Raw genomic sequence first — 20,481 nt, 5'->3', positions numbered from 1 at the left:
ATGTTCCAATATGTCATTTGATGGTTTGTTTACAAGAGCAATGACGAAAGAGCTTATAGATACTTTAAAGGGCGGCAGAATCAATAAGATTCAGCAGCCTTATAAGAATGAAATTATTTTAGTTGTGCGGGCAAATGGTCGGAATCACAGGCTCTTGCTGTCAGCCCATCCAAGCTATGCGAGAGTCCAGCTTACCAATGAAGCACACGAAAACCCATCAGAGCCCCCGATGTTCTGCATGCTTTTAAGAAAACATCTGGAAGGATACATACTTGAAGATGTCCATCAAATCGGGCTTGACCGTATAATCGTGTTTGAAGTTAAAGGCAGGAATGAGATTGGTGATACATCCTATAAACAGCTGATTGTTGAGATAATGGGCAGACACAGCAATATTACACTTGTGGATAAATCCCGCAATATTATTCTCGACAGCGTCAAACATGTATCTTATGCAGTTAATAGCCATCGTGCTATTTTGCCCGGACAGGAGTACATTCTCCCTCCGTCCCAGGATAAAATGAATCCATTCGAGGCAGACAAAGACGATTTACTTCGTAAGATCGACTTTAACAGCGGAAGAGTGGATAAACAGCTTGTAGCGAGCTTCGCTGGAATTTCACCGCTTTTTGCAAAAGAAGTAATACACCAAGCTGGTCTTATAAACAGGACAACTGTTCCAAATGCCTTCCAGCACTTAATAGACTCCCTAAAGGAACATTCCATAAGGCCGGCCATTACAGCAGGTGAACAAAAGGAAAGCTTTTATTTATTGCCTCTCCAGCATATAAAAGGGGGTAGCAGGGAATTTAATTCCTTGAGCGAAATGCTGGACCGGTTTTATTTTGGAAAAGCGGAAAGAGACCGGGTCAAACAGCAATCCAATGACCTTGAACGTTTTATAGTAAATGAGAAAGAAAAGAATGAGAAAAAAATTGAGAAGCTGAAAAGAACCCTGCATGAAGCAGAAAATGCCGATAAACATCAATTGTATGGAGAATTGATCACAGCCAATATTTATGCGATTCAAAAGGGGATGAAGGAAGCGGAAGTCATCAATTATTACGATGAAAATGGCGGAGCGGTTACCATTCAGTTGGATCCACAGAAGACTCCTTCAGAGAATGCACAAAAATATTTTACAAGATACCAAAAAGCAAAAAATGCCGTAATTGCTGTAAAAGAGCAAATTAAGAAAGCCGAAGAGGAAGCGTCATACTTCGATTCTCTTCTGCAGCAAGTAGAAACTGCATCAACAAGAGACATTGCCGAAATTAGAGAGGAGCTTGTTGAAGGCGGTTATATTAGAGAAAGGCAAAAACGAGGCAGCAAAAAACAGCAGAACCTCAAGCCTGTTCTTGACCGCTATACCTCCACAGACGGAACGGAAATATTGGTTGGAAAAAACAACAAGCAGAATGATTATTTAACGAACAAATTGGCTGCAAGGGATGAGATCTGGCTGCATACAAAGGATATCCCTGGTTCACATGTGGTTATCCGAAGCAAGGAACCGGCAGAAAATACCATTCTTGAAGCTGCATCTCTGGCGGCATACTTCAGCAAAGCCCGTAATTCCAGTTCAGTACCCGTTGACTTTACCCAAGTCCGGCATGTGAAAAAACCAAGTGGAGCGAAACCAGGATTTGTCATATATGACCATCAGCAGACAGTTTACGTTACGCCTGATGAAGAAACTGTGCTGTCATTAAAGCAAAGTCTGTAAATAAATGAAAAAAGCAAGCTCAGATGCTTGCTTTTTTCATTATCAAAAACTGTTTTATTGTGTTACTTTTCCCCACTCTTCAGGATCTTTTCGCCATTCAACCAGCTTCTTCATATCCTTTTCTTGGATATAGCCATTTTCAACGGCTACTTCTGTCAGAGCTTCAATATCGGTCAGGGTATATGCTTCGATTTTTTCTTCGTCCAGCATTTCCTTTCCTTTTTCCAGCTGGTATGTAAAGATAGCTGCAACACCCAGCACTTCACAGCCCGCTTCTCTTAAAGCCTTGACAGCAGTGATGGCACTTCCTCCTGTTGAAATTAGATCTTCCACAACAACAACCTTCTGGCCTTTGTCAGCTTTTCCTTCAATTTGTTTGCCTTTCCCATGGCCCTTAGCCTTTGAGCGGACATAGCACATAGGCAGTTCCATAATGTCACTTACCCAGGCAGCATGCGGAATGCCTGCTGTTGCTGTACCTGCAATTAGTTCTGCTTCAGGAAATTTGTCCAGAATGATTGCTTGAAGGCCCGAAGCTATTTCTTTTCTAACTTCAGGGTATGACAATGTAAGACGGTTATCGCAATAGAGTGGAGCACGCAATCCTGAAGACCATGTAAATGGATCGTTTGGATTTAATGCAACTGCTTTTATATCTAATAGTTTTTCTGCTATTTTACGCTTCATTTAGAACGCCCTCCCAGGATTGCTTGCATTCAATATATTTTTCAAATGGATTTTCCGCTCTTGTAATCGATCGGCCTACTACAATTGCGGAAACCCCTTCCTTTCTGGCGAATTCAGGTGTTGCCACTCTTTTCTGATCTCCGGAGTCGTCAGATGACAGGCGTATTCCCGGTGTTACAGTCAAAAAGGAAGATCCTATTCGCGAACTTATCTCCTTTGCTTCAAAACTTGAACATACTACCCCATCAAGTCCTGCTTCTTTGGCAAGCTTGGCATAATGAAGAACAGATTCGTTTAATGAAGCAGGAATTAATTGCTCTGATTTCATTTGCTGTTCGGATGTGCTTGTCAGCTGCGTCACAGCAATACAAGATGGCCTTTTCCCTGAACTTGCGGCTTCTAGTCCTTCACGTGCTGCTTCCATCATGGCTTTTCCTCCTGCGGCATGGACATTAACCATATCGCAGCCAAGCCCGGCAAGTCTCTTCATGGCACTTTTAACGGTATTAGGAATATCATGAAGCTTGAGATCAAGGAAAATCTCATGCCCTTGTTCTTTTAAATCGTGAACGATGGAAGGACCCTCTTGGTAAAATAACTCCATGCCGACCTTTAGAAATAATTTTTCATTTTCAAAGTTTTTTAGAAAATGATTAACTTCCATTTTCCCTGGAAAATCAAGAGCAATAATGAGCGGCTTTTTCATGCTTTTTCCAGCTCCTTCCAATACATTCTGAAATATGTTCATATCCCAGCTTTTCAATAAGTTCGGGCAGCCTATCGATAATTTTCGGACACACAAAAGGATCTACGAAGTTAGCTGTTCCAACCGCTACTGCACTTGCACCTGCATAGAAGTATTCGATGACATCCTCTGCAGATTCAATGCCGCCCATTCCGATGATCGGAAGGGACACCTGCTGGCTCACTTCATAAATCATCCTAAGCGCGACAGGCTTAATGGCCGGCCCTGAAAGTCCCCCTGTTCTATTTGCCAAAATCGGATTGCCTGTTTTTAGATCGATTCTCATGCCAACAAGCGTGTTGATCATCGTTAAACCGTCAGCTCCGCCATCTTCCACTGCTTTCGCCATTTCTACAATATTTGTGACATTTGGTGAAAGCTTCACATAGACAGGAACCTCTGAAACCTCTTTTACTTTTTTCGTTAGGTTTTTAGCAATTTCCGGGATAGTCCCAAAGGCAATTCCGCCTGTTTTTACATTCGGACAGGAGATGTTGAGCTCGAGCGCATGCACATTAGGGCTTGCAGAAATTTTTTTGGCAACCGCAACATAATCTTCTTCCTGCGAACCGGCTACATTGGCAATGATCGGTACATTACATTGTTCAAGCCAGACCAGTTCTTCATTCACCACTTTTTCCAGTCCCGGATTCTGCAGTCCTATCGCATTCAGCATCCCTGCTGAAGTCTCAGCCACTCTTGGTGTTGGATTTCCAAAACGGGGCTCAAAGGTTGTCGCCTTGATCATGATCGCACCCAATTGGCTCAAATCATACAGCTGGCTGAATTCTCTTCCGAAGCCAAAGCATCCTGATGCAGGCATAATTGGATTTTTTAATTCCAGTCCAGGCAGACTGACATTTAATGAGTTCATAGAACTACCTCCCCTGCTTTAAAGACCGGTCCGTCACTGCAGACTTTTTTATAACTGTATCCATCAGGATCATCCCCTGTATGGCAAACGCATGCAAAGCACGCCCCGATGCCGCAGCCCATCCGTTCTTCCAATGAAAGGTATACGGTTTTATGAGAGTATTGATTTTCAAGCGCCTTCAGCATCGGCGTCGGGCCGCATGAATATAAAACATCGAAATTAATCTTAAATTTATTAATAACATCTGTAACAAAGCCTTTCGTTCCTGCGCTTCCATCAACTGTAGCCAGATAGGTCTCGCCCAGCTGAGCAAACTTTTCTTCATAGAAAACGGCACTTGCTGACTGAAAACCAAGGACATGTATCACCTTAACACCATGGCTTACAAGCTGTTTGGACAACTCATAAAGAGGGGGGACTCCGATTCCTCCTCCCACAAGAAGTGCTGTATCCCCCCGGCCAGCTTCACTGATAGGAAACCCATTTCCCAGCGGCCCCAATACATCTGCGTAATCGCCAGGTTTTTTTTCTGAAAGCATCACCGTCCCCCGGCCTTCAGCACGATATATCATCTTAAACCGGCTTTCATCAGGTAAAATCTCTGCAATGCTGATCGGCCTTCTTAGCATCGGGTCATAACCCCCGGATATTTTCAAATGCACAAATTGCCCGGGCTCTTTCATTTCATGAACAAGCTCACCTTGAAGGGTGAGCTCGTAAATATTTTCGGCAAGTTTATTTTGCGATATTACAGTGCATTGTTCCTGTCTGATCAAGATAAAACCGCCTCCCGGACTTGTTCTGGCTTATCCATCGCATCTGCTGAGAAATTCATCGATTCGATTACTTGAAGGATTGCTTCTGCCGTATCCAGGGAAGTAAGACATGGCACGCCATTTTCCACCGATTCACGGCGGATGCGGAAGCCATCTCTGGCAGGCTGCTTTCCTTTTGTTAGAGTATTTATAACAAATTGTGCTTCGCCATTTCTGATGACATCCAGAAGGTTTGGCCCTTCTGAGCCGATCTTTCCAGTCACTTTTACAGGAATGCCGGCAGATTTAAGGAATAATGCTGTTCCGCTCGTTGCCATTAGCCTGTAGCCGATGGATACAAATCTCTTTGCCAGCAGCAGCGCCTCATCCTTATCCTTATCTGCGACAGTCATTAGTACCGTTCCAAACGGCTGGATTTTCATACCGGAAGCAACAAGGCCTTTATAAAGGGCTTTTTCAAGCGTTGAATCTTTGCCCATAACTTCTCCAGTTGACTTCATTTCAGGCCCTAAAGTGATGTCTACTCTTCTTAATTTCGCAAATGAGAACACTGGGACTTTTACAAACACGCCTTTTCTCTCCGGCAGGAGGCCGGATCCGCAGCCCTGCTGAGCCAATGTTTGGCCCATGATAACTTTCGTGGCGATTTTGGCCATTGGCACGTTTGTAATCTTGCTCAAGAAAGGAACCGTCCGGCTTGAACGCGGGTTGACTTCCAGGACATATACTTCCCCTTTTGCCACTACATACTGGATATTCAGGAGACCTATAATGCCAAGGCCCTTAGCCATCTTCTCGGTATACTCAACAAGCTTGTCTTTGATTGCTTCTGATATATTTTGAGGAGGATAGACGGCAATGGAATCTCCCGAGTGTACTCCAGCTCTTTCAATATGCTCCATGATGCCTGGAATGAGCACATTTTCTCCATCCGAAATGGCGTCCACCTCTATCTCCTTCCCAGTCAGATACCGGTCGATCAATACTGGATGCTCTGGATTTACTTTAACAGCGTTCTCCATATAATGAAGAAGCTCGGCTTCTTTATATACTATCTCCATGGCTCTTCCGCCAAGTACATATGATGGACGGACTACTACGGGATAACCGATTTCACCAGCAACCGCAACTGCCTGCTCCACTGATAAGGCAGTCTTTCCTTTTGGCATCGGAATGTCCAGCTCTGCAAGGGCATGCTCAAATTTATCCCGGTCTTCTGCCCGGTCTACGTTTTCAAGAGAAGTTCCGAGAATTTTCACGCCTCTCTTTACCAGATCTGCTGCAAGGTTAATCGCTGTCTGTCCGCCAAATTGCACAACTACACCTTCTGGCTTCTCAAGATCAATGATGTGCATAACATCTTCAATCGTGAGCGGCTCAAAATATAGCTTATCAGAGATGCTAAAGTCAGTAGAAACAGTTTCCGGATTATTATTTATGATGATTGCTTCATAACCTGCTTCCTTGATTGCCCATACTGCGTGGACAGTTGAATAGTCAAACTCCACTCCCTGGCCAATCCGGATAGGACCTGAGCCAAGAACAACAACGCTTTTGCGGTTAGTTACATCCGATTCGTTCTCATCTTCGTAAGTTCCATAGAAATACGGTGTTTCAGATTCAAATTCTGCTGCACATGTATCAACCATTTTATAAACCGGTACAATGGCATGTTCTTTTCTCCAGCTGTATACTTCCATTTCACTTGAATTCCACAGCCTGGCAATTACCAGATCGGCAAATCCCATTTCCTTTGCAGCTTTCCCTGTTTCAGGGTCAAATGGTTTCTCTGTTAATACACTCTCAAAATCTATGATTTTCTTAATCTTATGAAGGAAAAATAAATCAATCCTGCTCCATTCATGGATCGTCTCGATGGTAACTCCCCTTCTGATGGCTTCTCCGATATAAAACAAACGTTCATCGCCTGCTTTTCGAATCCGCTTTTCGATCAATTCATTCGAAATTTGGTCAGCGTCCTTCAGCTCAAGATGATAAATGTTTGCTTCAAGTGAACGGACTGCTTTCAGAAGAGATTCTTCAAATGTGCGCCCTATCGCCATCACTTCACCTGTAGCCTTCATTTGGGTCCCAAGCGAACGGTTCGCAGATTCAAATTTATCAAACGGCCAGCGTGGAATTTTTGAAACAATATAATCCAATGCCGGTTCAAAGCAGGCATAAGTTTTTCCTGTCACAGGATTCATCATTTCATCAAGTGTCAGCCCCACCGCTATCTTGGCTGCCAGTTTGGCAATCGGATATCCTGTTGCCTTGGATGCTAGTGCCGATGAACGGCTCACACGCGGGTTAACTTCAATGATGTAATAATTGAAGCTATCCGGATCAAGTGCCAGCTGAACATTGCATCCTCCTTCAATCTCAAGAGCGCGGATAATTTTTAATGAAGTGTTTCTTAGCAGCTGATACTCACGATCACTCAAAGTTTGGCTTGGAGCTACAACAATGGAATCACCTGTGTGGACACCTACAGGATCGAAGTTTTCCATATTGCAGACAACAATTGCATTGTCATTGGAGTCTCGCATCACTTCATATTCAATTTCTTTGAAGCCCGCAATGCTCTTTTCAAGCAGGCACTGTGTTACAGGACTGTTCTTCAGGCCGCTTGTCACAATTTCGATTAACTCCTCTTCATCGTGGCAGATTCCCCCGCCTGTTCCCCCTAATGTAAAAGCAGGTCGTACGATGACCGGATAGCCAATCCTATTTACAAACTTATATGCTTCCTCAAGGTTATGGATTATTTCACTTTCAGGCACCGGCTCACCAAGTTCATTCATCAGACTTCGGAAAAGATCCCTGTCTTCCGCTTTTTGAATAGCAGATAATTTTGTACCGAGGATTTCAACCCCGCATTCTTCCAATACACCTGATTCAGCAAGCTCTACTGCCAGGTTTAACCCTGTCTGTCCTCCAAGAGTAGGTACAAGGGCGTCAGGGCGTTCTTTTCGGATGATGCGGCTGACGAATTCCAGCGTAAGCGGCTCTATATATACTGCGTCGGCAATTTCAGTATCTGTCATGATGGTAGCAGGATTGGAATTTACAAGGATGACGCGATATCCTTCCTCTTTCAATGCAATGCAGGCCTGTGTTCCGGCATAATCAAACTCTGCTGCCTGTCCGATGACAATTGGTCCTGATCCGATAACTAAAATGCTTTTTATATCTGTACGCTTTGGCATGCTGCAGCACCTTCCTCTTTATGTGATTCAATCATTTGCAGGAATTGTTCAAATAATCCATTTGCATCCTCTGGTCCCGGTGAAGCCTCAGGGTGATATTGCACAGTGAACGCCGGAACTTCTTTATGTTTTAACCCTTCAATCGTTCCATCGTTTAATGCAATATGTGTTACTTCCAGAGGAGTACCGGTAACAGAATTTTTTTCCACTGAATATCCATGGTTTTGAGATGTTAATGCTACTTTTCCGGATTGCAAATCTTTAACCGGATGGTTTGAACCGCGATGGCCGAATTTCATTTTTTCTGTATTGGCACCACATGCAAGGGCAAAAAGCTGATGTCCCAGGCATATCCCAAAAATCGGAACGTTTCCTAACAGACCTTTAATCATTGTGATTGCTTCCGGAACATCTTTCGGATCTCCGGGCCCATTTGAAAGCATAACCCCATCCGGGCTCATGCTGAGTATTTCTTCAGCTGTTGTATTATATGGTACAACAATCACATCACAATCCCGTTTGTTTAATTCTCTTAATATACCGTGTTTCATGCCGAAATCTACAAGGACTACCCTTCTGCCGCGGCCTGGGCTTGGATAAGGTGTCTTTGTTGAAACTTGCTTAACCTGATCGTTTCGCAGCTTGGTTGCCCGCAGTTTTTCAATGATTAATTCCGGGTTTTCACTTATGCTGCAAATAGCACCTTTCAGCGTACCATGCTGCCTGATAATTCTTGTTAATTTTCTAGTATCAATCCCAGCAATTCCGGGGATGTTTTTCATCTTAAAATATTCAGCAATTGATTGTTCATTTCTCCAGTTTGAAGGATACTCGCTTGCTTCTTTAACAATGAACCCGGAGATTGCTGGGGAGATGGATTCAAAATCATCTCGATTAATTCCATAATTTCCGATTAAAGGGTATGTCAATGTTACAATTTGACCGCAGTAGGAAGGGTCAGAGAGAATTTCCTGATAACCCGTCATTCCTGTATTGAATACTACCTCTCCAATAGAATTCGTATCGCTTCCAAACCCTTTTCCAATAAAAATTGTTCCGTCTTCCAGAATCAGTTGTTTTTTCATGCTTTTACACTCCCTCTGTTCCAAACAATTTTTCCTTCTGCTAAAGTCATAACTGGCCAGCCTTTACAATCCCAGCCAGTAAATGGCGTATTTTTCCCTTTTGATAAGAACTGAGCAGGGTCAATCTGTTCCTGGCGGTTTAGATCAAGCAGGACAAGATCAGCGATTTCACCTGCTTCCAATTTTCCTGATTGAATGCCGAATGCCTTTGCTGGCTTGATTGTTAAATAATCAATCAGCTGTTTTAGGGTGAATATCCCCTTCTCGACGAAGTGTGTGTATAGAAGCGGGAAGGCTGTTTCAAGTCCAACAATCCCAAAAGGCGCCAGTTCCATCCCCTCTTCTTTTTCTGCTGCTGTGTGAGGAGCATGGTCGGTCGCGATAAAATCAATCGTGCCGTCCAGTAATCCTTCGATTAAGGCAGCTCGGTCATCTGCCCCTCTTAGTGGAGGATTCATTTTAAAGTTTGCATCCAAATCTGGAATATCTTCTTCACATAGAAGGAGGTGATGAGGTGTCACTTCGGCCGTTACCTTGATGCCTGCCCGCTTTGCATCTCTTACCACCCTGACAGACTCTTTCGTGCTGATGTGGCAGACATGATAATGGCAGCCAGCAGCTTCAGCAAGGAGTACATCCCTTGCGATTTGCACTGATTCACAGACCGAAGGAATACCATTTAAACCATTCTCTTTAGCAAAAACTCCATCATGTACGGAACCTTTGTTAATGAGGGTATTTTCTTCGCAGTGCGCAACAATCGGCATGCTGATCTCTGCGGCATTCCTCATTGCCTGCAGCATCATGGCTGCTGATTGCACCCCAACTCCATCATCTGTAAAAGCAAACGCTCCAGCTTCTTTCAGTGCTTTAAAATCTGTTAATTCCTGGCCAAGCTCACGAATTGTAATCGATGCATACGGCAAAACCTTGACCGACGCAGTCTCTTCAATACGGCTGTTCAATTTTTCAAGCTGTTCTTTCGCATCGGGTACAGGCCGGGTATTTGGCATCGCTGCAACCGTCGTAAAACCGCCTTTTGCTGCTGCCTTTGTGCCAGTTTCAATGGTCTCTTTCTTTTCACCGCCAGGTTCACGCAAGTGTACATGCAGATCTATAAAGCCTGGTGCAATCAATAAGCCCACTGCATCAATCACTTCCAATGCCTTTTCCCCGATACCTGCACCTATCCCGGCGATTTTTCCTGACTCTATGTAAATGTCAGTTTTTACAAAGTTCCCTTCTTTAGTAAGCAACTGGCCATTTTTGATTAATGTTGACATGATTAGCTCCCCCTTCAATATGTTCAATCGATCTTTTTAGTACAGCCATTCGGATGTACACACCATTTTGCATTTGTTTGAAGATTCTGGAACGCTCGCATTCCACCAGGCAATCTGCTATTTCTACACCCCGATTTACAGGGGCTGGATGCATGATAATGCTGTTTGGCTTCATTATTCTTTCACGTTCTTCTGTAAGGCCGTATGCTTGGTGGTATTCTTCAGCCGTTTGATTCGCTTTGGATTCGTGCCGCTCATGCTGGATTCTCAGCAGCATGACAGCATCAGCGGTTTCAACAGCTGTGTCAACATCTTCATACATGCCATTTTCAAGCAATTCTTCATTGAACCATTCTTTGGGACCAGAGAAAACAACCTTCGCACCGAGCCGCACAAGTGCATCTGCATTGGATCTTGCGACACGGCTATGGGCAATATCACCAATGATGGCTACTTTTAATCCTTCAAAGGAACCGAATTCCTGTTTAATTGTCAGCAGGTCAAGCAGTGATTGTGTTGGATGGTGGCCGCAGCCGTCCCCTGCATTCAGAATGGAAACACCGCTTCTTCCTGTCAATTCGTCAAAATAGCGGTCCTGGCTATGACGAATAACGACTGCATGCACACCGATTGCTTCAAGTGTTTTTACCGTATCGTATAATGATTCACCCTTGGATACACTTGACGTGCTGACTTCAAATGGGATTATGTCCAGTCCAAGCCGCCTTTCAGCTACTTCAAAGCTGCATTTTGTCCTTGTGCTATTCTCAAAAAAGAGGTTGGCGACAAAAACCTTTTGTTCAGGAGTCCAGGTTCCGCCGTTTAAAAAGCATTGCGCATCATCAAGTATTTTATTGATTTCTTTAATTTCCAACTCTGAGGTAGTGAGCAAATGTTTCAATTTTTTTCCTCCTCTTCAAAAAAAACACCCTGCCGATTTGGTCAGGGTGCTGCAAAGTTGAGGCAGCCAGATATACGGATACACTGTTCCCGTATAGCCTGTTTGCCGCCAACACCCTTATAAGCCTCTCGGGACTTAGTTAAAAAGCGTTAAGCTACATTATTTTTTTTTTCGTTTTCAGCTTCAAACATATCTTCCTTAGCCTCTTCTCTTCCAGGGAGAATCAGGTTCAGGAGAACACCGCTGATCGCTGCCAGTGCCATCCCTTCCAATTTGAATGCCCAAATTTCAATATGGGCTCCGCCAATTCCGAGTACAAGGATGACTGATGCGATAACCAGGTTACGGTTGTTTCCAAAATCCACTTTGCTGTCAACAAGCATTCTTAATCCTGATGAAGCGATGATCCCGAACAGCAGGATCGATACGCCTCCCATTACTGGAGTAGGGATCGAGCTGATCAGTGCTGTTACCTTGCCAATGAATCCGAAGATGATGGCGATGACTGCAGCACCTGCCAGTACATAGACACTGTAAATTTTCGTAATGGCCAGTACACCAATGTTTTCACCGTAAGTTGTCTTTGGCGGACCCCCGATTAATGCCGAGATCATTGTACCTGTTCCATCAGCAAGAATGGAGCGATGAAGACCCGGTTCTTTAATATAGTCTCTCCCAACCACTTTTCCAAGGACAAGCTGATGGCCTATATGTTCAGAGATTGTCACAACAGCCACCGGAATCATTAGAAGTGCCAGATCTAGGGTTATCCTCACTTCATAATCAGCGAACGGGATTAGGAATTCCGGCATTTCGAACCAGGCTGCCTGCTGTACAAGCGAGAAGTCTATCAGGCCCACAGCCAGTGAGTATACATACCCGATAATGATACCTGCAAGAATCGGCACCATGCTGAGCATTCCTTTTGCATAGATGGAGAATATGATTGTTGCACCTAAAGTGATGAGCGCTGCTGAGAAATGCAGCATGCTGTATTCACCCGTTTCAGGGTTGTTCATGGCCATACCGACTGCTGTGCCTGCTAATGCCAAACCGATTACAATGATAACCGGGCCGACCACGATTGGTGGAAGCAGATTCATAATCCAGCGGTAGCCTGCTTTTTTGATGATCAATGCTATGGCTCCATATACGAGTCCTGCCATAAAGCTTCCGATCATGGCAGCACCCGGGCCGCCAGCAGCTTTTGCTGCGATGATCGGAGCAATGAATGCGAAGGAGGATCCCAAGTATGCCGGTACCTGCCATTTTGTTATGATGAGAAAAGCGATGGTTGCAAGTCCGCTTGAGATTAAAGCTATGGCAGGATTTAATCCTACTAAGTAAGGTACAAGTATAGTGGCTCCGAACATTGCGAATAAGTGCTGTATACTTAATGTCAGCCAATGGGCCGGTTTTGGAACATCTTTTATATCCAGAATAGGCTTATGCATGCCAATCTCTCCTCTTCATTTAATTAAAAAACCCTCCTTGCCAGATTCGCAAAGAGGGTATAAGAGCACAGCAAAAGACAGACTGCTTCTGCTGAGTTCCCCTTTGCCAGCCTCTCTGGACTGAATTTAAAAGGGCTATTTAATTTTCAAAAATGCTTACTTGATCGTTTTCATCCACTTCCTTCAGCTCGACAACAATTTTCTCCGAACTTGAGGTTGGAATGTTTTTGCCTACATAATCAGCTCTTATCGGAAGCTCTCTATGGCCCCGGTCCACAAGGACTGCCAGCTGAATCTGGGATGGCCTTCCGATGTCAATCAGCGCATCAAGGGCAGCTCTGACCGTTCTTCCTGTATAAAGAACATCATCGACCAGGATCACTTTCTGATCATTTATATCTTTTGGGACGTCTGAGCCTTTGACAAGCGGCTCCTGATTTTCAGTCTTTTTCGTAAGATCATCTCGATAGAGAGTGATATCAAGTTCGCCTACATCAATTTTGGCACCTTCTATTTGTTCGATCCGCTCAGCCAGGCGATTCGCCAGGTAAATCCCCCTGGTCCGGATTCCAATCAGGATGCAATTTTCAATCCCTTTATTTTTCTCTATGATTTCATGAGCAATCCTTGTCAGCGCTCTCCTGATTGCCTGGTCATCCAAAACAATTGCTTTTTGCTGCGGCATTCTGATCACCTCTATTATCTGATTCTCTTCGGTTAATGTTATATACAAAAAACCTCTCACCGATCTGGCGAGAGGGTAAACGTTTCTGTTTCTGCAGAATAAGGATACAATTCTCCTTATTCAATCCGTTTCCTTCCCAGCCTCACGGGACTGTTTTAAAGGACTTATTCAACTATTGTCATCTTATAGCACAATTGGACAATTGTCAACGATTATTTGCCAGTTTATCTAATAGCTCCTTGAAATAGGCAGGCATAGGTGCTTCAAATTCCAGGTACTCGCCTGTTCTTGGATGATCAAATCCAAGGATCCCTGCATGCAGTGCTTGGCCTCCAAGATCAAGAGTTTTTCTTGGACCATATTTAGGATCTCCTGCCAGAGGGTAGCCAATGTATTTCATGTGAACACGGATTTGATGGGTTCTTCCCGTTTCCAGCTGGCATTCCACCAGTGTAAAATCCCTGAAACGCTCAAGGACCTGAAAATGCGTAACCGCATGTTTTCCATTGTCAACAACAGTCATGCTTTGACGGTCTTTGGGATCGCGGGCAATTGGCGCATCAATCGTTCCATAGTCGTGAGGAATAACTCCATGGACAATGGCACGGTACTTACGTGTAACGGTTTTATTCATCAGCTGATTCACAAGACTTTCATGTGCCATATCATTCTTAGCAACCATAAGAAGTCCCGATGTATCTTTATCGATTCTATGAACGATTCCTGGCCTCATGACCCCATTAATTCCTGAAAGATCTGTGCAATGTGCCATAAGTCCATTTACAAGGGTGCCAGTGCCATGGCCGGCTGCCGGATGAACTACCATTCCTTTTGGTTTGTTCACCACCAGGACATCTTTATCTTCATAATAAATATTCAGATCCATTTTTTCCGGCACGACATCTAATTCTTCAGGTTCAGGAATAGATATTTCAATTTTATCATTTGCCGTACATTTGTAATTGGTTTTCGGCTTCTGCCCATTTACAAGGACATTGCCATCTTTGATCCATTGCTGAACCTGCGTTCTTGACCAATCTGCATTCAATGTGGATAACACTTTATCTATTCGTTCTCCTGCCTGTTCATCAGGAATGATGTGTTCCATTTTCTCCATAAGATTTCTCCTTTTTCTTTGCTTCTCTCTCTTCAAGCAGCATCTGAATCATCAATAGCCCTACACCAATGACCAGCGCCGAGTCAGCAATATTGAAAACAGGAAAGTCATAGCCAAAAATATAAGTGTTTACGAAATCCACCACTTCTTTTCGAAATACCCTGTCAATAAAGTTTCCAATCGCTCCGCCCAGCATCAGGCCCAAAGAGACTCCAAGAAGCAATTTGCCTTTGGCTGCTTTTTGAATGTAATAAATGATACCAATTATGACAATAACGGTTATTACGTAGAAAAACCACATTTGCCCCTGCAGGATGCCCCAGGCAGCGCCACGGTTGCGGTGAGATGTAATATAAAGAAAGTCCTCAATAACTTTAACACTTTCCCCTAATTCAAAGTTCTTAACAATCAGCCATTTCGTAAACTGATCAAGTGCTATCACGAACAATGCAATTATGTAATAAAACACAAAGGCAACCCCCATATCTCATATCATTACCTTTGCATTTTAGCACAAACTGAATAAAAAACACAGCACACGCCTAAACTCAGTGGAAAATAGATTTTCTGTAGAATCTGCCCAGCCTGCTGCAATCCTCCATTGTTTTCAAGGTAGGGATCATCTGCAGCAAATCTGCCGGAAGCAGTTCACCTGAAATTTCACATTTGCCAAAGCTTCCAGATTCAATTTTGCTGAGTGTTTGTTCGATATCATGCAGTTCTTCCAATAAAATAGGTTTTATTAAAGCAGAACTATTGCCTTCCATCAGTCTTTCCAATATTTCCTGTCTTGTATTACGGAGTTCTGTATATAGCCTTTCTGCCTTTGCATCCATGCCGTTTCCTCCGTTCTATGATGTTTACTTTATTATCTTCTCGGAACGGATTTCAGACACGGGCAAACTTTTAGCAAACGGCACAACATTTAGTGAAGGTGGAATTATTTATAAAATGGATTTCGAAGTCCCCTTATAATTAAAAAAGAACCTCATTTATCAAAAAACAGTCCCTCAAATAATTGAGGGACTGCCGGTATTTAAGCCAAGTGGCTATAATTATTTTTTACAACCTCAGCACAGCGAGGGCATAGAGTGTCATAGCCTTCTGTCTGGCCGACTTCTGGAGTGACTGTCCAGCAGCGATCACATGTTTCGCCTTCAGCTTTGGAAACCACAATTGCAGTATTTTCAAATTTCACTGCATTTTCAGGTGCATCTGACAGGCTGCCTGCTATCTCAAATCCAGAAACGATAAAGATTTGCTGAAGATTTTCCTGAATTGAATCCAGTAGGCTCTTTGCTTGATCGTTTACATAAAGGGTTATTTTAGCAGTAAGAGATTTGCCGATCACCTTTTCATTACGCGCTTCTTCCAATGCTTTAAGAACATCATTGCGAAGCTTCATGAATGCAGTCCACTTTACTTCCAGCTGTTTCGCGTTTGGAAGCTCTTGATATTCTGGCATATCCGTCAATTGTACACTTACTTCCTTCACATTCGGAATAAAGCTCCAAACTTCATCTGAAGTATGGGAAAGGATAGGTGCAACAAGTTTTGTCAGAGCAATCAGGCTCTCATATAAAACAGTTTGGATAGCTCGGCGTTCTGCATTATCTTTCGCTTCAATGTACAGGACATCTTTTGCAAAATCAAGATAGAATGCACTTAGGTCCAATGTACAGAAATTATTAACAGCATGGTAGATGCTGGCAAACTCATAGCGGTCATAAGACTCTCGAACATTCTTGATCAGTTTATTCAGCTTAACAAGCATAAACTGGTCAACTTCGCGCAGGTTTTCAAATGAAACCGAGTCAGTTGCCGGGTTAAAATCATCCAGATTTCCAAGCAAGAAGCGGAACGTATTGCGGATCTTTCTATATACTTCCGCAACCTGCTTCAGAATAGCATCAGATACCCGGACATCTGCCTGATAATCAACTGACGCCACCCATAAACGCAGAATGTCAGCACCAAGCTGATTCATGACTTTTGCTGGAACAACTACGTTTCCAATGGATTTACTCATTTTTCTTCCTTCGCCATCAAGTGTAAACCCATGGCTCAGAACACCTTTATAAGGTGCTTTTCCTGTTACTGCTACTGAAGTTGAAAGTGAAGAGTTAAACCAGCCTCGATATTGATCAGAGCCTTCAAGGTATAAGTCTGCAGGACGCTGTAAATCGTCGCGCTCTAAAAGAACTGCCTGATGGGAAGAACCGGAATCGAACCATACGTCCATGATATCCGTTTCTTTTGTAAACTGGCCATTCGGGCTTCCTGGATGTGTAAATCCTTCAGGCAGCAGTTCTTTCGCTTCTCTCTCGAACCAGATGTTCGAACCATGTTCGCGGAAAAGATTTGATACATGTTCAATGGTTTCATCTGTGATAATTTCTTCTCCATTTTCCGCATAAAAGACAGGAATTGGCACACCCCATACACGCTGGCGGGAGATGCACCAATCACCGCGGTCCCGGACCATGTTAAATAGTCTTGTCTCACCCCATGCAGGATACCAATTTGTTTCCTTAACAGCTTCCAAAAGTTCATTGCGGAAATCTTTAATGGATGCAAACCATTGGGCAGTAGCACGGAAAATAACTGGCTTTTTCGTTCTCCAGTCATGCGGATAAGAGTGAGTAATAAAAGTAAGTTTTAATAAAGCCCCAGCTTCCTCAAGTTTTTCAGTAATCGGCTTATTGGCTGCATCATAGAATAAACCTTCAAAGCCAGGAGCTTCACTAGTCATGTTTCCTTTATCATCAACCGGGCATAATACATCTAACCCGTACTTCATGCCTACATGGAAATCGTCTTCCCCATGGCCAGGAGCTGTGTGTACACACCCAGTACCAGCATCAGTTGTAACATGCTCACCCAGCATAACAAGAGAATCACGGCCATAAAGAGGATGCTCGGCAACTACATTTTCGAGGTCGGTCCCTTTTACCGATTGGACAACTTTATAGTTTTCCCATTCAAACTCTTTAGCCACTGAAGCCAGTAAATCTTCAGCAACCATAAACTTTTTGCTGTTTGCCTCAACTACGCTGTAGGTAAGGTCCGGATGAATTGAAATTCCTAGGTTTGCCGGAATAGTCCATGGAGTAGTAGTCCAGATAACAATATGAGTATCCTGATCCAATACGTTCCTGCCATCTTTTACTTTAAAAGCAACATAGATGGACGGTGAACGTTTATCTTTATATTCAATTTCAGCTTCAGCCAGAGCTGATTCAGATGATGGTGACCAATATACAGGCTTTTTGCCTTTATAGATATAGCCTTTTTTCGCCATTTCCCCAAATACTTTTATTTGCTGGGCTTCGTACTCAGGTTTTAGAGTGATGTATGGATTCTCCCAGTCACCGCGGACGCCTAAGCGCTTAAATTGACCGCGCTGGCTGTCAATCTGCTCATATGCATACTCTTCACAAAGCCTGCGGAATTCCGCAACGCTCATTTCTTTACGCTTTACGCCTTTGTTTGTCAACGCCTGCTCAATTGGCAAACCATGTGTATCCCACCCAGGAACATATGGAGCATTATAGCCAGTCATTGACTTAGAGCGTACGATGAAATCCTTTAAGATTTTATTCAGCGCATGGCCGATGTGGATGTCGCCATTTGCATAAGGAGGACCATCATGCAGAACAAACATTGGACGGCCTTTGGTCCGTTCCTGGACCTTTTCATAAATATTCATCTCTTCCCATTTTGCCTGAATTTCAGGTTCGCGCTTTGGAAGATTGCCGCGCATTGGGAATTCGGTTTTTGGCATTAATAAACTATCTTTGTAATCCATTCCTTTGCCTCCTGTTTATAACTCATTAAATACCATGATAGCCAATGAGAGCTGATAAAAACCACAGTGAAATACAAAAAAACCTTCTCATCCCAAAAAGGGACGAGAAGGTTATATTCTCCCGCGGTACCACCCTTGTAGATGAAATATGACCTGTATTTCATCCGCTCAAAGAATTCTTAACGTGAATGAACCGCCTTGGCCTACTGATAGATGTACGTTCGGCAAGGAACTCAAGGGTGATTTTCCAGCTTTTGCTTATACCCGGGCTTCCACCATCCCCGGCTCGCTTACAGAGTGACTATGCCAATCTGTACATAAGCTTTGAAAAAAACTGTACTGTCCCTCTCATTGTTGATAAACATCGTATTTTACTTTGTTTTAAAATTATATGCGATATTTCCAGCTTTCGTCAAGCCAGTGATTCTTCTTCTTCTCTTAATGACTTAAGTTCAGTGGAATCCAGCTTATATTCCATTAAATGATCCCAATCATCGTTGTTTAGCATATCAAGCTGTGCTTCAACAAGCATTTTGAAACGTGTCCGGAATACTTTGGACTGTTTCTTTAAATCTTCAATATCAAGTGCGATTTTTCTCGCTTTAGATAGGGATTCGTTCACAATTCTGTCAGCATTCTTTTCAGCTTCTTTAACTATTAGCTTCGCTTCTTTATGGGCATTGCGCTTGACTTCCTCTGCTGCTTCCTGTGCAACCACAATAGATTTATTAAGTGTTTCTTCAATTGTGGTAAAGTGGCCTATGCGTTCGTTCGTATCATTGAGCTTTTCTTCAAGCTCTTTTTTTTCCCTGATCAGGATTTCGTAGTCCTTAATGATCTGGTCCAGGAATTCGTTTACTTCATCTTCGTCATAACCGCGGAATCCTTTGCTGAATTCCTTGTTATGAATATCTAACGGTGTTAATGGCATGTTTGCCACCTCCCAGGTCTGTTGATCTTATGTAAATTGGTTTGAGCCTGCTGGTTCATTTTAATTATAGCAGACTCCGTAGTCTTTAGATTATTTATTCGACAGGTTGTTTCAAATTCCTTCAAAGTTTATAATTATTTCTTTTGACAGGTAATTAATTGTTTTTGTAATTTATATTGCCCGTTTACTTCCGCTTCGGGCACTTGCTTTCCGTGGGGAGGAACGGGAGCCTCCTCGGCTTCGCCTGCGGGGTCTCCCGCTCCCTCTCCTCCCGCAGGAGTCAAGTGGCCTCCGCTACAGTCAACTCAGCGTCTTAAACATGTATTACATTTTAAAACTATAAAAACCATAAGTGGGTATTTTTAATATTCCCCCCTTCTATTACCCTTGCCTCCCAGTAATAATCCTCCATTTGTCCTTCTTTGTTTTCCCATCTATTTCTATTATTTTGGAACGGCCTTGTCCCCTGACTGAAATGATGTCGCTTTGCTGGCATTCAAATGAGGGGTTTTCTATTTGCGTCCAATTGACTTTGACTAGTCCCTGCTGGATATAGAGCTGGGATTTTTGCCTGGAGATATTGTAGATGGCTGAGATGACTGTGTCCAATCTCAGGGATGAAGAGGTGATGGAGCTTTCTTTCCACACTTCTGCTGATTGGATCGCCTCTGAAAATGGCTTTTTTTTCAGAGACACGGAAGCTCTGCCAATTGACTGCAGCTGCAGGCTGATGTAATCTTCAATTTCTTGTGCTGCAAAAAACTGGATTCTGTCATCTTCAAAAAGGATATCACCGAATTTTCCTCTTTTTAGCCCCAGAGACATTAGACTGCCCAGCACTTGCGGGTGTTCTATGGTGACAAACTTTTTTGGATATTCAAGTTCAAACAGCCGAATTTGAAAATCTCCCTCATCACTGTCATAGTAATCCGGAAATATGAGGGCTCTCCTTCTCTCAGAATTTGGAGTTCCGCCAAATAAAGCAAATAAAATTCCGGAATGCTGCCCTATGACGCTGTTAAGGATTTGCTGCTCCCTTGGATCAAGAAAATCAGTAAGCTTCGGAGCATATGTATTTTCCACAAGGTCTCTCCAGTTAAGAACCTGATCAACAAATTCTTTTTCTTCCGGCCGGAAGTGCTGATAAATGGTCATCTTTAAGGAACCTCCTTTTTACACAAATAAAAAAGGGCCATTTTG

17 protein-coding genes and 1 other annotated feature are annotated in these 20,481 nt (G+C 43.3%); of the genes, 1 reads left to right on the top strand and 16 read right to left on the bottom strand.

Annotation, left to right across the window (positions count from 1 at the left end; all coding sequences use genetic code 11):
- The first annotated feature begins 10 nt into the window (after positions 1-10).
- The gene (locus DFO72_RS11850; protein ID WP_113881891.1) at positions 11-1,726 is read left to right on the top strand and encodes an Rqc2 family fibronectin-binding protein; all 1,716 of its coding nucleotides are present in this window, start codon (positions 11-13) and stop codon (positions 1,724-1,726) included.
- 54 nt (positions 1,727-1,780) lie between these two features.
- Here DFO72_RS11850 and pyrE read toward each other — a convergent pair whose 3' ends face one another.
- The 16 genes from pyrE to DFO72_RS11770 all read right to left on the bottom strand — a co-directional run bounded on the left by pyrE (position 1,781) and on the right by DFO72_RS11770 (position 20,436).
- Positions 1,781-2,413: an orotate phosphoribosyltransferase gene (pyrE, locus tag DFO72_RS11845; protein WP_113881890.1), complete on the bottom strand. Its 633-nt coding sequence runs from the start codon at positions 2,411-2,413 to the stop codon at positions 1,781-1,783.
- A complete protein-coding gene (pyrF, locus tag DFO72_RS11840) occupies positions 2,403-3,119 on the bottom strand; it encodes an orotidine-5'-phosphate decarboxylase (protein WP_113881889.1) in 717 nt (238 codons plus the stop codon). The genes pyrE and pyrF overlap by 11 nt, the downstream gene beginning before the upstream one ends.
- Positions 3,091-4,032 (bottom strand): dihydroorotate dehydrogenase, encoded by a 942-nt coding sequence (locus DFO72_RS11835; protein WP_113881888.1) that lies wholly within the window; start codon positions 4,030-4,032, stop codon positions 3,091-3,093. Before DFO72_RS11835 ends, pyrF begins: the two co-directional genes overlap by 29 nt.
- Positions 4,029-4,805, bottom strand: a complete 777-nt coding sequence (locus DFO72_RS11830) for a dihydroorotate dehydrogenase electron transfer subunit (protein ID WP_279587082.1) — start codon at positions 4,803-4,805, stop codon at positions 4,029-4,031. Before DFO72_RS11830 ends, DFO72_RS11835 begins: the two co-directional genes overlap by 4 nt.
- On the bottom strand, positions 4,805-8,017 hold the full coding sequence (gene carB, locus DFO72_RS11825; protein ID WP_113881886.1) for a carbamoyl-phosphate synthase large subunit: 3,213 nt from the start codon (positions 8,015-8,017) through the stop codon (positions 4,805-4,807). The genes DFO72_RS11830 and carB overlap by 1 nt, the downstream gene beginning before the upstream one ends.
- Entirely contained in the window at positions 7,996-9,102 is a 1,107-nt protein-coding gene (locus DFO72_RS11820) for a carbamoyl phosphate synthase small subunit (protein WP_113881885.1), read from the bottom strand. Before DFO72_RS11820 ends, carB begins: the two co-directional genes overlap by 22 nt.
- Entirely contained in the window at positions 9,099-10,385 is a 1,287-nt protein-coding gene (locus DFO72_RS11815; protein WP_113881884.1) for a dihydroorotase, read from the bottom strand. Before DFO72_RS11815 ends, DFO72_RS11820 begins: the two co-directional genes overlap by 4 nt.
- Entirely contained in the window at positions 10,348-11,286 is a 939-nt protein-coding gene (locus tag DFO72_RS11810) for an aspartate carbamoyltransferase catalytic subunit (protein ID WP_113881883.1), read from the bottom strand. The genes DFO72_RS11815 and DFO72_RS11810 overlap by 38 nt, the downstream gene beginning before the upstream one ends.
- 149 nt (positions 11,287-11,435) lie before the next feature.
- Positions 11,436-12,740 (bottom strand): solute carrier family 23 protein, encoded by a 1,305-nt coding sequence (locus DFO72_RS11805; protein ID WP_113881882.1) that lies wholly within the window; start codon positions 12,738-12,740, stop codon positions 11,436-11,438.
- A gap of 139 nt (positions 12,741-12,879) precedes the next feature.
- Positions 12,880-13,425, bottom strand: a complete 546-nt coding sequence (pyrR, locus tag DFO72_RS11800) for a bifunctional pyr operon transcriptional regulator/uracil phosphoribosyltransferase PyrR (RefSeq protein WP_113881881.1) — start codon at positions 13,423-13,425, stop codon at positions 12,880-12,882.
- 205 nt (positions 13,426-13,630) lie between these two features.
- Positions 13,631-14,542, bottom strand: a complete 912-nt coding sequence (locus DFO72_RS11795; protein ID WP_113881880.1) for an RluA family pseudouridine synthase — start codon at positions 14,540-14,542, stop codon at positions 13,631-13,633.
- The gene (lspA, locus tag DFO72_RS11790) at positions 14,514-15,011 is read right to left on the bottom strand and encodes a signal peptidase II (RefSeq protein ID WP_009330836.1); all 498 of its coding nucleotides are present in this window, start codon (positions 15,009-15,011) and stop codon (positions 14,514-14,516) included. Before lspA ends, DFO72_RS11795 begins: the two co-directional genes overlap by 29 nt.
- Before the next feature lie 79 nt (positions 15,012-15,090).
- A complete protein-coding gene (locus tag DFO72_RS11785) occupies positions 15,091-15,378 on the bottom strand; it encodes a hypothetical protein (RefSeq protein WP_113881879.1) in 288 nt (95 codons plus the stop codon).
- A 200-nt stretch (positions 15,379-15,578) separates the two neighbouring features.
- A complete protein-coding gene (ileS, locus tag DFO72_RS11780; protein ID WP_113881878.1) occupies positions 15,579-18,350 on the bottom strand; it encodes an isoleucine--tRNA ligase in 2,772 nt (923 codons plus the stop codon).
- Positions 18,351-18,445: 95 nt separating this feature from the next.
- Positions 18,446-18,711, bottom strand: a binding site (T-box leader).
- Positions 18,712-18,762: 51 nt separating this feature from the next.
- Complete coding sequence (locus tag DFO72_RS11775) at positions 18,763-19,281, bottom strand: DivIVA domain-containing protein (RefSeq protein WP_113881876.1); 519 nt, start codon at positions 19,279-19,281, stop codon at positions 18,763-18,765.
- A gap of 381 nt (positions 19,282-19,662) precedes the next feature.
- A complete protein-coding gene (locus DFO72_RS11770; RefSeq protein WP_113881875.1) occupies positions 19,663-20,436 on the bottom strand; it encodes an RNA-binding protein in 774 nt (257 codons plus the stop codon).
- Between the last annotated feature and the right edge of the window lie 45 nt (positions 20,437-20,481).

The organism is Cytobacillus oceanisediminis, assembly GCF_004366035.1.
GTDB lineage: Bacteria > Bacillota > Bacilli > Bacillales > Cytobacillaceae > Cytobacillus > Cytobacillus oceanisediminis_C.
Note: the sequence above shows the minus strand (reverse complement) of the source record. Positions and strands in the feature narration are given on the sequence as shown.

Excerpts from the sequence above, each read along its gene's own strand:
- DFO72_RS11795 (WP_113881880.1), bottom strand. The coding sequence starts at position 14,542 with ATGGAGAAAATGGAACACATCATTCCTGATGAACAGGCAGGAGAACGA.
- DFO72_RS11850 (WP_113881891.1), top strand. The coding sequence starts at position 11 with ATGTCATTTGATGGTTTGTTTACAAGAGCAATGACGAAAGAGCTTATA.
- DFO72_RS11775 (WP_113881876.1), bottom strand. The coding sequence starts at position 19,281 with ATGCCATTAACACCGTTAGATATTCATAACAAGGAATTCAGCAAAGGA.
- carB (WP_113881886.1), bottom strand. The coding sequence starts at position 8,017 with ATGCCAAAGCGTACAGATATAAAAAGCATTTTAGTTATCGGATCAGGA.
- DFO72_RS11805 (WP_113881882.1), bottom strand. The coding sequence starts at position 12,740 with ATGCATAAGCCTATTCTGGATATAAAAGATGTTCCAAAACCGGCCCAT.
- pyrR (WP_113881881.1), bottom strand. The coding sequence starts at position 13,425 with ATGCCGCAGCAAAAAGCAATTGTTTTGGATGACCAGGCAATCAGGAGA.
- DFO72_RS11815 (WP_113881884.1), bottom strand. The coding sequence starts at position 10,385 with ATGTCAACATTAATCAAAAATGGCCAGTTGCTTACTAAAGAAGGGAAC.
- pyrE (WP_113881890.1), bottom strand. The coding sequence starts at position 2,413 with ATGAAGCGTAAAATAGCAGAAAAACTATTAGATATAAAAGCAGTTGCA.
- DFO72_RS11785 (WP_113881879.1), bottom strand. The coding sequence starts at position 15,378 with ATGGATGCAAAGGCAGAAAGGCTATATACAGAACTCCGTAATACAAGA.
- pyrF (WP_113881889.1), bottom strand. The coding sequence starts at position 3,119 with ATGAAAAAGCCGCTCATTATTGCTCTTGATTTTCCAGGGAAAATGGAA.
- ileS (WP_113881878.1), bottom strand. The coding sequence starts at position 18,350 with ATGGATTACAAAGATAGTTTATTAATGCCAAAAACCGAATTCCCAATG.
- DFO72_RS11770 (WP_113881875.1), bottom strand. The coding sequence starts at position 20,436 with ATGACCATTTATCAGCACTTCCGGCCGGAAGAAAAAGAATTTGTTGAT.
- DFO72_RS11820 (WP_113881885.1), bottom strand. The coding sequence starts at position 9,102 with ATGAAAAAACAACTGATTCTGGAAGACGGAACAATTTTTATTGGAAAA.
- DFO72_RS11835 (WP_113881888.1), bottom strand. The coding sequence starts at position 4,032 with ATGAACTCATTAAATGTCAGTCTGCCTGGACTGGAATTAAAAAATCCA.